This window comes from Stackebrandtia sp. (assembly GCF_035643755.1).
Taxonomy (GTDB): Bacteria; Actinomycetota; Actinomycetes; order Mycobacteriales; family Micromonosporaceae; genus Stackebrandtia.
Genome location: NZ_DASQPW010000012.1, coordinates 1 through 11075, shown reverse-complemented (window position 1 = coordinate 11075; position 11075 = coordinate 1). Strand labels below are relative to the sequence as shown.

The window sequence follows — 11075 nt, the reverse complement described above, 5'->3', positions numbered from 1 at the left end:
GATCGCCAACTGGGTGCGCTTGACCCCCTCGCCGATCGCGGTCAGCACGATCCAGTCGCGCAGATCACGCAGCCCGTGTTGCCGCGCGATGGTGTCCCACGAACCCTTCATACGCTGGGCGGCTCGATGCAGCAGCCAGGCCACGTCGGTGTGGAGGCTGGGCGTGGCGGGGCAGGTGGGGAACGATCCCGCATCGGTTGACATGGGGCAATGGTACTCGAATGTCGTCCGTCGCCATAAGTTCTCGACCAAGATTGTCTGAGTGCAGAATATCTGCTACCGTAACGTCCGAACCGGTCCTAACGGAAGGAAGTCATGTCCACCCTGCTGCACCTCGACTCCAGCCTCAACGGCGGCAACTCCCACACCCGCAAGGTCACCGCGACCTTCGCCGACGCCTGGAAGGCCGCCAACCCGGACGGCACGTACGCCTACCGCGACCTCAACGTCGACCCGGCTCCCCACATGGACGCGCTCACCTACTACTCCCACCAGACCGACCCGGCCGAGCACAACCCGCGACAGGCCGAGGCGTACGCGGTCTCCAAGGCCATCGGGGACCAGGTGCTGGACGCCGACGTCCTCGTGTTGGGCGCCCCGATGTACAACTTCACGATCCCCACCACGCTGAAGTCCTACCTGGACCACATCGGCGTGCCGCGCTTCCGCACCGGCCCCGACGGCAACGGCCCGTTGACCGGCAAGAAGATCGTGGTGGTCACCTCCCGCGGCGGCTCCTACGCCCCGGGCACGCCCAGACAGGGCGACGACCACCAGGAACCGTTGCTGCGCAGCTTCTTCCGCTTCCTCGGAGCCGAGGACGGCCTGGAGTTCCTGCACACCGAGATGGCGCTGTCGCTGGTGGTGCCGGACCTGGCCCAGTTCAAGGACATCTACGACGGCACCCACTCCAGGGCCACCGAGTGCGCCAAGGAGCTGGCCAGGGCATAAGCCGCGTCGCGCGGACGAACGCCGGATCGACCTGCCCGCCAGGGCATCGGTCCGGCGTCCGGAGTCCATGGCGAAGGCGCCGTTGACCAGCACGTACGGAATGCCCGCGGGTTGCCTGCGGGGTTCGGCGAAGGTCGCGGTGTCGGCCACGGTGTCGGGATCGAAGGCGACCAGGTCGGCGACGGCGCCCTCGGCGAGGATTCCCCTGTCCCGCAGGCCGAGCCGCGCGGCGGGGCGCCCGGTCAGATGCGCCACGCACTCCTCCAGCGACAACAGCTCGAGGTCGCGGACGTAGCGCGCCAGGTAGCGCGGGAACGTGCCCCAGGCCCGGGGGTGCGGGCGGTCGCCGTGCAGCAGCCCGTCGCTGCCGCCCATGTGGTGGCGGTGGACCATGATGGCGCGCAGGTTCTCCTCGTTGCCGACGTGCATCAGACACGACGTCGCGAAGTTCTCGTCCAGCAACAGATCCAGGTAGAACGTCGACGGCGGGATGTCGCCCGCCGCGTCCGCGATCGTGCGCCCCACCAGGTGTCGGTTGTGCTCGCGCGCCACCCCGCTGATCTCGATCAGCTCCCATTGCACCGCGACCCCGTGCGCGCCATCGCTTCCGGTGAGGTCGAGCTCGTGGCGGATCTTGGCGCGGTCGATGGGGTCGTGCAGCCTGCGGGCGCAGGCGTCCAGGCTGCCCTCGAGGCTCCAGCTGGGCAACAGCGCCGACAGCGAGGTGGCTCCCGGCAGATACGGGTAGGTGTCCAGCGTGACGTCCACGTGCGACGCCGCGTCGATCAGGTCGAGCAGCTCGCCGGCGCGATGGGCGTTGACCGAGAAGTTCATGGTGGCGTGGGTCAGGTGGACCGGGCAGTCGGCTTGGCGCCCAATGGAAATCATCTCGGCGTATCCCTCCAGGGCGCCCGCGCCGTAGCTGCGCTGATGCGGCGCGAAGTAGCCCCCGGCCCGCCCGACCACGGTGCACAGTTCGACGAGTTCGTCGGTGGCGGCGTACATGCCGGGCACGTAGCTCAGGCCCGCCGACAGGCCGACGGCCCCGGAGTCCAACCCCTCCGCGACGAGGCGCCTCATGCGGCCCAGCTCGTCGGTCGTGGGTGGACGGTCGTCATATCCCAGGACGTTCAACCGCACCGTTCCGTGCGGCACCAGGTAGGCGGCGTTGACGGCGCACCCGGCGTCGATCCGGTCGAGGTACTCCCCCACCGTCCGCCACGTGATGTCGCCCGATCCGTTCCAGGCGGCCAGTTGTTCGCGCAGCGCCGCCAGGGTGGCGTCGTCGCACGGCGCGTAGCTGAGGCCGTCCTGCCCCACCACCTCCGTGGTGCAACCCTGCGACACCTTCGCCAGGTGGACGGGATCGGCGACCAGGGCCAGGTCGGAGTGGGCGTGCATGTCGATGAAGCCGGGCGCCAGCACCAGCCCGCCCCCGTCGATCACCCGCGCGCCCGGCACGTGGCGGCCCGGCACGGTGTCGATGCGGGCGACGTGTCCGTCGGCCACGGTCACGTCGGCCCGGTACCGGGGCGCGCCGGTGCCGTCGACCACGTCGATGCCGCGAAACGTGCAGGTGATCATGCCGCGCAAGGCTATCGGGTTGCCAGGAGGTTCTCGGCGCGCACGGTGCGCGCGTAAAGCACGTAGCGGCCCGAACGGTGGGGCCGCACGAGCCCGGCGGCGCGCAGCACGCCCAGGTGTTGGGACACGCCGCCGGCGCTGATGCCCAGTTCGCGAGCGAGTTCGCCGGTGGACGCCGGTTGGGACAGGCGCGCCAAAAGGTCGGCGCGGGTGCGTCCCAGCACCGCCGCCATGGCCTCGGACGCCGACTCCCCGGCGCGCGCCCACAGCGTGGCGATGCCGCGGGGCGGATAGCGCAGGGTGGCCTGCCAGTCCCCCGTGGTCACCGAGAACAGCCGCGGGACGAACACCGACGGCGTCAGCAGCAGACCGGTGCCGCGCAGGGTGTCGCGGCCGCGGCGGTAGCGCTTGTCGATGAAGAGCCTCCCGCCCCGCCACGACATCGAGGAATGGAGATCGTTGAACAGCAGCTCGGCGCCGCCGGTGGCCAGTTGCCGCGAGCGGTACATCACGTCGGCCTCGCACAGGGTGCGCATCCGGGGCCAGTGCGGCGCCATGGTGAGCTCCCAGTACGCCTCGATGGTGTCGGCCAGCTCGGCCAGGCCGTCGCGGGGCCTGTCGTACAGCGCCTCGAGGCGCGCGGTTCGGGTCTCGGACATCCGCTCGAGGTCGTGGCGCACGGTGGCGGGCGGCACCGAGCGCAGCGCGGCGAGCTCGGTGGCCAGGTCGGGCGCGGTCACCCGGGGCGGCGGCGCCACGAACGCGGGGATCATCCGGGTGGGCACCGGCACCAGGTCCGACAGCAGCGAGAAGTCGGTGTCGCCGACGCGGGGGCGCACCCATTCCGCCCACGGGCGGTGCAGCGGGTTCTCCTTGGGGTTCTTCAATACCCGCACGCTCGCGATCACCTCCCACAGCGGGGAGAAGGCGAAGCGGGTCATAGCCACGTCCTGCGGCGAGAACTCCAACTCGAACACGTCCACCCCCGGGGGTCGATTTAGCTCATGCTAAATCCTTGTTCCCGTTGGGGACGGATCGCAGGCTGGTCGGCGTGACACAACAAACCGACACCTTCCTTCTGGGCGGCGATCTGCCGATCGGCCGCCTCGGCTTCGGCGCCATGCGCCTGACCAGCGGCTGGGAGGCCAACACCCCCGCCGTGCTCGCCAACGCCCGCGCCGTGGCCCGCCGCGCCGTCTCGCTCGGCGTCACCTTCATCGACACCGCCGACGCCTATGGTCTGGGCGCCAACGAGGAGGCGCTGGCCGACGCGCTTCACCCGTACCCCGACGACCTCGTGATCGGCACCAAGGTGGGCCACTGCCGCCCCGGCCAGGGTCGCTGGGTTCCCTTGGGGCGCCCCGAATACCTCCGCCAGCAGGTCGCGCTGTCCCTGCGCCGGCTGCGGGTGGAGCGCATCGACCTGCTCCAGCTGCACCGCGTCGACCCGCAGGTGCCGTTCGCCGACCAGATCGGCACGCTCACCGACCTGGTGGCCGAGGGCAAGGTGCGCCACATCGGACTGTCCGAGGTGGATGTGGCCACCCTGGCCGAGGCGCGGCGGCTGGCGCCGATCGCCAGCGTCCAGAACCTGTTCAATCTGGACAATCGCAAGCACGAGGACGTGCTGGACTACTGCACCCGGCACCACATCGCGTTCATCCCGTGGCTGCCGTTGAGCAACGGCGCCCAGGCCGACGCCGAGGGACCGGTCGCCGCGATCGCCAAGGAGCTGGACGCCACCGCCTCGCAGGTGGCGCTGGCATGGCAGCTGCACCGCTCGCGAGCGGTGGTGCCGATCCCCGGCACCAAGTCGCTGGCGCACCTGGAGGAGAACGTCGCCGCCGCCCGGCTGCGCCTGACCGCCTCCCATGTCGCGCAGCTCAACCAGGGGTAGCGCCGTCCCCCGCGGTCGGTGTCGCCACGCCGACCGCGGGGAGCCCACGGCGGGGCGGGCCTAGGCTTCACCGCATGTCTCGATCCGTGACCCCGATCGGCAGCGTCGGCCAGCTGCGCAGGCACCCGGTGAAGTCGATGCTCGGGGAGCGGATCGACCGCGCCGTGATCACCCCGGGCGGCCTCGAGCGCGACCGCGACTGGGCCCTGATCAATGTGGAGACGGGCATGGTGGCCAGCGCGAAACAGCCCCGCCTGTGGCGCGATCTGTTGCGGGCGAGGGCCACCGTCGACGGCGACGGCGTGCGCATCGGCCTGCCCGACGGCACCGTGATCCGCGGCGGCGACCCCGACGCCGACGACCACCTGTCGGCATTCCTGGGGCGGCGGGTGCGCCTGACCGACCAGGTCCCGGACAAGGCGAGCTTCGAACGCGCCGACCCCGATCAGGTCCTGGCGGAGGGCATCAACGCCGAGGTGGACATGGTGATCGGGCATGTCGGATCGGGTTCCCCCGAGCCGTCCTTCGTCGACTTCGCCCCGATTCACCTGGTGACGTCGTCCACGATCGCCCACATCGGCGAGCTCGGCCCCGACGGCGACGTGGCCGTCGATCGCTACCGCCCCAACATCGTCATCGACGCCGACCTGCCCGGCTTCGCCGAGAACGACTGGCCGGGAACGCGACTGCGCCTCGGCGACGACGTGGTGCTGGAGGTCATCGCCCTGACGCCGCGCTGCGCGGTGCCCACCCTGGCCCACGGCGAGCTGCCGCGCGACACGCAGGCGCTGCGCGTGGCGGCGACGCACAATCGCGTCACGCCGCTGGACGGGATGGGCGCCCAGCCCTGCGTCGGCGCCTACGCGACCGTACGCGGTGGTGGAACGTTGCGGCTGGGTGACGCCGTCACGATCGGGTAGCCGCGTCACGGTGCGACGGCGAATCGCCCGACCGCGAGGAAGACGGTCAGAGCGAGGTAGAACACGTTCAACAGGGCGTGCGCGCGCTCGCCGCGCCGCAGTTCCACGATCGCGGCGCCGATCATGATCGCGCCGAGCCCCGTGGCGGCCAAGGGAACCAGGATCGGCGCGATGCCGACCAGCCTGGGTACCACGACGCCGACGGCCCCGACGATCTCGACGGCGCCGAGCGCCTTGACGAAGGCGGGGCTGAAGTCCAGGACCCAGCCGCCGCCGGGCGCCTTGGCGAGCTTTTGGTGCGGGATGGCGAGCTTGTTGACGCCCGCGAAGGCGAAGACCAGGGCGAGCAGGCCCGCGTCGATCCACAGTGCGATGTTCATGATTGTCGTCCTTCGAGGTTGAGGTTCACCCTCTTGACGAAACCGGCGTCCGGGACGTAACAAACGATCGCGGCTACGCGGGCGCCTCGGGCAGATCCATGCCCGCCAGGCGTTTCGGGTCGCTGACCGTCACCATCGCGGTGATGCGGCCGTCGACGACGGTGCACGCCACGATGCCCAGCAGCCCACCGTTGGCGCGCCACGCCACGACCCCGGGTTCCCCGTTGACCAGCACGGGGCGGGTCGCGCCGACGGCGCGGGCGCCGCGCATGATCTGCCGCGCCACCTGGGCGGCCCCGCTTCGGGTCACCGTGCCGCGCGCGTTGTGGGAACTCACCGCGACGTCGGGGTCGAGCAGCGCCACCAGCGCCTCGAAGTCGCCGCCGCGCGCCGCCGCCAGGAACGCGTCCACCACCTCGCGGTTGCCTCGCGGCGACTCGGTGTCGCGGTGCCCCCGCACCTTGCGGCGGGCGCGGCTGGCCAGCATCTTGGCCGCGTCGGTGGACTTGCCCACGATCGGGCCGATCTCGGCGAACGGCACCGCGAACATGTCGTGCAGCACGAACGCCAGCCGCTCGGCCGGGTTGAGGGTCTCCAGCACCACGAGCATCGCCAGGCCCACCGACTCGGCGAGCAGGGAGTTCTCCTCGGGCGCGGCGACGTCGTCGGTGACGACGAGTTCGGGAACCTCGTCGCCGTACGAGGTCTCCGCGTGCGACCTGCGGGAACGCAGCATGTCCAGGCAGATGCGGCCCACCACGGTGGTCAGCCAGGCCGCGATACTGTCGATCGCGGCGGCGTCGGTGCGGTCCAGCCGCAGCCACGCCTCCTGGACGGCGTCCTCGGCGTCGGCCCGCGACCCGAGCATGCGAAAGGCCACGGCCTCCAGGCGGGTGCGCTGCGCGGCGAACGTCTCGGCCAGGGCGTCGTGCGGATCGGTCATGGTGTCGCCTTCCCTCGTCGGGTTCCGTCATCGCCCATGACGGAACCCGACGGGAAAAGGTAACCGATGCGCGACGGTCTCGCGGTGCGGTTCGCCGACCTGCCCGGCGACGGCCCCGGCGCGCGGCGTTCGGCGGTCGAGCCGCGACGGCCACCAGCTGGCGCGGCCCAGCAGCGTCAAGATGGCGGGCAGGATCATGATCCGCACCACGACGGCGTCCAGGATCACCGCCAGGGTGAGCCCGAAACCGAGCTGCTTCATCTCGATGCGTCCGATCAGCATGAAGCTGACGAACACCGACACCATGATGATCGCGGCGCTGGTGACCACTCGCGCCGAGCTGGCGATGCCGTCCACCACGGCCTGGCGGGTCGGTACGCCGCGCAGCGCGGCCTCGCGGATGCGGCTCACCACGAAGATCTGGTAATCCACCGACAGTCCGAAGAGGATCGCGAAGATCATCAGCGGGGTGCGCGAACCGATGAAGCCCGTGGACGTGAAGCCCAGCAGGTTCTCGGCCCAGGTGCCCTGGAAGACCAGGGTGAGCGCGCCCCACGCGGCGAACGCCGACAGCAGGTTGAGGCCCAGCCCGATCAGTCCGATCACCACGGAGCGGAACGCCACCACCATCATGACGAACGTGGCCAGCAGGACGAAGCCGAGCACCAGCGGCAGATGCTCCGCCTGGTGCCGTGAGTAGTCCACCGACTGGGCGGGTTCGCCGGTGACCGCGTATTCGACGCCGCCGACCCTGCCGATGGTGTCGGGGATCAGCTTGGTGCGCAACTGTCTCAGGCCGGCCTCGGCCTGCCTGGTGTTGGAGCCGTAGTGGGTGGGGAGCTCGGCGGCGATGGTGCGTCCGTCCGCGGAGGTGCGGACGGCGGCGGTGGCGGGGATGTCGAACAGCGCGTCGTGGCGCGCCCGTTTCACCAGGGCGGACACCTCGGACCTCAGGTCCTTGACGTGCGCGGCGTCCACCTTGGCGACCACCATATGGGACGGTCCCTCGCTGGGGAACAGCTTCACCATGTGGTCGTAGCTGGCGACGGCGGGAATGTCGCGGGGGAAGGTCTCCTTGCCCTCGACGCTGAGCTTCATTCCGAAGGCGGGCAGGGCCAGCGCGAGCATCGCGATCGCCGCGACCAGCAGCGTCACCAGTGGACGCCGGGTCGCGGGGCGCAACAGCACCGACCACACGCGACCGCCCGTCGGGGGCGCGGGGCGGGCGGCGCGACGGCGGCCGCGGCGGCCGTCCACGCGGGTGCCCAGTGTGGACAGCAGCGCGGGTAGCACGGTGAGCGAGCTGAGCATCGCCACCGCGACCACCAGGATCGATCCGGTGGCGATGGACGCGAAGATCACGTCGGAGGCGAGGTACAGCCCCGTCAGGGACACGATGACCGCGATGCCCGACACCACGATGGCGTGGCCGGAGGTGGCCGCGGCGATCTCCACCGACGCGGCGGGCGAGACGGTGCCGCCCGAGCGTTCGCGTTCCTCGCGGACGCGCTTCAGGTAGAACAGCGAGTAGTCGACGCCGAAGGCCATGCCCATCATCAGGATGATGCTGGTGACGGCGCCGCCCGCGTCGGGGACCAGGTAGGACATCAGGGTGTACAGGCCGATCGAGGTGAAGATCGACGACAGCGCCAGCAGGATGGGGATTCCCGCCGCGATCAGGGAACCGAACACCAGGAACAGGATCAGCAGCGTGATCGGCAGGGTGATCATCTCGGATCGTCCGAGGTCGTGGCTCAGCGCGTCGTCCACCTCGGTGGATGTCGAGGCGTCGCCGGTTTCGTCGATGCGCAGGTCCGGGTGGTCGGCCTTGACGTGTTTGGCCGCGTCCCGGATGGGCTGGATGTGTTCGCGCCCTTCGGTTCGGGCGGTGGTCATGGTGACGCGCACCAGCATGGTCGAGCCGTCGTGCGACAGCCTCGGCCCCGACACGTCCTTGACCTCGCGCAGCGGGGACATGGTGTCTTCGAGGTCGGCGGCGGCGCGGCGGGCGGCCGCGGCGTCGAGGTCGCCGTGCTTGGCGGTGATGAGGAACTTCTCGACGGCCGTGCGTTGCACGTGGCCGTCGGCGGCGATCGACTCGGCGTGTCCGGCCTCGCCGATCCAGAAGACCGAGTCGTCGACCTGTGCGGGGCCGACGATGTTGCCGACGGTGACGGCGGCGACGACGAACAGCAGCCACACGACGATGGACTTCCAGGGATGGGTGGCGCTCCATCGGGCGACGCGGACGGTGAGGGCACGGCGGGGTGCCGCAGGGGTTGACATTAGACTGTCCATTCTAGAGTGACTTTTTGGGTGCACGGTGCCACCGCCGGGTGACACCGGCGCCGTGATCGGTGGGTTCTAGGCCGACAGGGGCCCGGGTTCGGCGAGGACGCGTTTCGCCTCGGCCAGGGGATCGGTGTACTCGCCCAGCAGCGAGCGCACCACGGCGAGGTGGACGCGCGCGGCCCACACCACCAGGTAGCTGGCGGCGACCGCCAGGATGAGGAAGGCCAGGGTGGCGCCGAGCGCGGACGGCAGGTCGCCGATCCACACGCCGAAGCCGCCGGGTCCGGGCTCGGGGAAGCCGAGGAAGACGCCGTACCCGCTGCCGTCGGCGGCGGGAATCGCCCAGTACCAGGCGGGCAGGGTCATCATGCCCAGGCACGCGGCGAAAATGGCGAAGGCGGCGGCGTCAAACCACACCAGGAACGGGTACAGCAGGAAGTAGGCGAGGTTACGGATGGTGGACGGGTCGGTCCAGCGGGTCTTGATCTGGGTGAACACCCCCGCGTCGCCGGGCTCGCGGTAGTTGGTGGCGACATCGCCGATCAGCGGCCAGGCCCGCAGGCGTTCCACGGTGGCGCAGCCACGCAGGAACACCGCGGAACCGACCACAATGGGCAGGCCGAGCCAGATCGCGCTCAGCGCCCAGCCGACCACCATCAGCGCCACCACGATCCCGAACAGTCCGAGACCGACGGGAACGTAGGTGACCAGGTACGCCGCGGCCTTCCAGGTGTCGCGCGCCGCGATCATCCGCAGCGGGTTGCGGCGGTAGGCGGGGCGGTCCACGCGGGGTCTCATTCGACGCTCCGCAGCAGCGTCTCCACCGCCGCCAGCCGCTCCCTCACATGCACCAGCTCGTCGCGCAGCTTGTCCTGGTTGGATACCGCTTCCTCGGCGAGCTTGCGGTAGCTGGCCATGGCCACCGCGTCGGCCCGGTGCCGCTGCGTCTTGAAGTACGAGACGACGCCGAGGGTGATGCAGCCCAACACGATCAGGACGATGGCGATCGCTATGACCCCGCCATTGATCGTCATGGTGTGCTCCTTGTCAGTCGGGTTCGTGGGTTTCGTCCTGCGCGAGGGCCTCGCGCACGGTGTCGACGGTCAGGTTGAGGGCGAACGGTTCCAGCGATATGTACTTCATCGCCTTGCCGTCGTCCGACAGTTCCAGCTGGCCGGTGACTATCCCGGCCCTCTCGAGTTTTTCCAGGTGCATGTACAGCAGCGGACGCGACAGGCCCAGGCGCCGCGCCAGCTCGCTGACGTGGACCCGGCCGGAGGCCAGCTCGGCGATGATTCGCAACCGTTGCGCGTGGCCGAACGCCGCCAGGACGCCCAGCAACTCCTCACTGGTCACCACTCACCTCCTCGCGAGCAAACATAGCACATGTAAGAAAGTTCTGACAGGTGTCATTTTTGCCATCGATGTCGGTCGCGGACCGTAGTCTGACGGCGATATCGCGCTGAACAGGAAGGAAACCGATGAAATCGCGTGGCGAGGGCATGTGGTGGGGAACGGCGATCGAGGCACCCGATCCCGCGGCGCTGGCGAGGTTCTACGCCGCGCTGCTCGACTGGCATATCGGGCACGAGGAGCCGGGAACGTCCATCGTCGCGGCGTCTCCGCGGGGCCCGTTCTTCGTGTTCCAACACGCCGAGGGGTACCGGCCGCCGGTGTGGCCGCCCGCCGAGGGCCAGCAGCGCGCCATGATCCACTTCGACTTCCAGGTCGGCGACCTGGACGAGGCCGTCGACGAGGCGGTGGCGCTGGGCGCCACCGTGGCGCGGTTCCAGCCGCAGGACAACGTTCGGGTGCTGCTGGACCCCGCGGGGCACCCGTTCTGCCTGTGTCGTGACGACGGGTGAGCCGGGTCCTCTCGCAGGCCGGGTACGGCGTGCGCTTCGGCTGGGGGCCAAGCGAAGCCGAGGTATTGGGCCACTCGGGTGGCGCCACGGTCATCGTCGATGTCCTGTCGTTCACCACGGCGGTGTCCGTCGTGGTGGAGCGCGGCGGGGCGGTGTACCCGTATCGCTGGCGGGACGCCTCCGCCGCGGAGTACGCGCGGGGCCGCGGCGCGGCCCTGGCCGTGGGGCGGCGGCAGGTCGGCC

The 11075-nt window shown here is 70.3% G+C and carries 11 protein-coding genes and 3 pseudogenes; 5 read left to right on the top strand and 9 right to left on the bottom strand.

Annotation, left to right across the window (positions count from 1 at the left end; translation table 11 throughout):
* Positions 1 to 204, bottom strand: a pseudogene (locus tag VE172_RS00900) (hypothetical protein); the annotation flags it as partial.
* A 111-nt stretch (positions 205 to 315) separates the two neighbouring features.
* Between VE172_RS00900 and VE172_RS25320 the strand changes: the two are divergent.
* On the top strand, positions 316 to 951 hold the full coding sequence (locus VE172_RS25320; RefSeq protein WP_349258211.1) for an FMN-dependent NADH-azoreductase: 636 nt from the start codon (positions 316 to 318) through the stop codon (positions 949 to 951).
* Between the two features lie 12 nt (positions 952 to 963).
* Here the strand turns inward: VE172_RS25320 and VE172_RS00895 are convergent.
* Positions 964 to 2532, bottom strand: a pseudogene (locus VE172_RS00895) (N-acyl-D-amino-acid deacylase family protein); the annotation flags it as partial.
* A 14-nt stretch (positions 2533 to 2546) separates the two neighbouring features.
* Positions 2547 to 3476, bottom strand: a complete 930-nt coding sequence (locus tag VE172_RS00890; protein ID WP_324795822.1) for an ArsR/SmtB family transcription factor — start codon at positions 3474 to 3476, stop codon at positions 2547 to 2549.
* Positions 3477 to 3586: 110 nt separating this feature from the next.
* Here VE172_RS00890 and VE172_RS00885 point away from each other — a divergent pair, with 110 nt between their 5' ends.
* Both VE172_RS00885 and VE172_RS00880 read left to right on the top strand, forming a co-directional pair.
* Positions 3587 to 4432 carry an aldo/keto reductase gene (locus VE172_RS00885; protein WP_324795819.1) on the top strand — a complete coding sequence of 282 codons (846 nt, stop codon included), beginning with the start codon at positions 3587 to 3589 and terminating at the stop codon, positions 4430 to 4432.
* Positions 4433 to 4506: 74 nt separating this feature from the next.
* Entirely contained in the window at positions 4507 to 5352 is an 846-nt protein-coding gene (locus tag VE172_RS00880; RefSeq protein WP_324795817.1) for an MOSC domain-containing protein, read from the top strand.
* Between the two features lie 5 nt (positions 5353 to 5357).
* Here VE172_RS00880 and VE172_RS00875 read toward each other — a convergent pair whose 3' ends face one another.
* The 6 genes from VE172_RS00875 to VE172_RS00850 all read right to left on the bottom strand — a co-directional run bounded on the left by VE172_RS00875 (position 5358) and on the right by VE172_RS00850 (position 10323).
* Positions 5358 to 5732, bottom strand: a complete 375-nt coding sequence (locus VE172_RS00875) for a DoxX family protein (RefSeq protein ID WP_324795814.1) — start codon at positions 5730 to 5732, stop codon at positions 5358 to 5360.
* A gap of 73 nt (positions 5733 to 5805) precedes the next feature.
* Positions 5806 to 6675 carry a sigma-70 family RNA polymerase sigma factor gene (locus VE172_RS00870; protein ID WP_324795811.1) on the bottom strand — a complete coding sequence of 290 codons (870 nt, stop codon included), beginning with the start codon at positions 6673 to 6675 and terminating at the stop codon, positions 5806 to 5808.
* Positions 6676 to 6702: 27 nt separating this feature from the next.
* Positions 6703 to 8961, bottom strand: a complete 2259-nt coding sequence (locus VE172_RS00865; protein ID WP_324795808.1) for an MMPL family transporter — start codon at positions 8959 to 8961, stop codon at positions 6703 to 6705.
* Positions 8962 to 9039: 78 nt separating this feature from the next.
* On the bottom strand, positions 9040 to 9765 hold the full coding sequence (locus VE172_RS00860) for a sensor domain-containing protein (protein WP_324795806.1): 726 nt from the start codon (positions 9763 to 9765) through the stop codon (positions 9040 to 9042).
* Positions 9762 to 10001: a hypothetical protein gene (locus tag VE172_RS00855; protein WP_324795803.1), complete on the bottom strand. Its 240-nt coding sequence runs from the start codon at positions 9999 to 10001 to the stop codon at positions 9762 to 9764. Before VE172_RS00855 ends, VE172_RS00860 begins: the two co-directional genes overlap by 4 nt.
* Before the next feature lie 13 nt (positions 10002 to 10014).
* A complete protein-coding gene (locus VE172_RS00850) occupies positions 10015 to 10323 on the bottom strand; it encodes an ArsR/SmtB family transcription factor (RefSeq protein ID WP_324795801.1) in 309 nt (102 codons plus the stop codon).
* 125 nt (positions 10324 to 10448) lie between these two features.
* Here VE172_RS00850 and VE172_RS00845 point away from each other — a divergent pair, with 125 nt between their 5' ends.
* Together VE172_RS00845 and VE172_RS00840 are read left to right on the top strand one after the other, a co-directional pair.
* Positions 10449 to 10832 carry a VOC family protein gene (locus tag VE172_RS00845; RefSeq protein WP_324795798.1) on the top strand — a complete coding sequence of 128 codons (384 nt, stop codon included), beginning with the start codon at positions 10449 to 10451 and terminating at the stop codon, positions 10830 to 10832.
* Positions 10829 to 11075 (top strand): annotated as a pseudogene (locus VE172_RS00840) (2-phosphosulfolactate phosphatase); the annotation flags it as partial. The gene VE172_RS00845 and the pseudogene VE172_RS00840, both read left to right, overlap by 4 nt.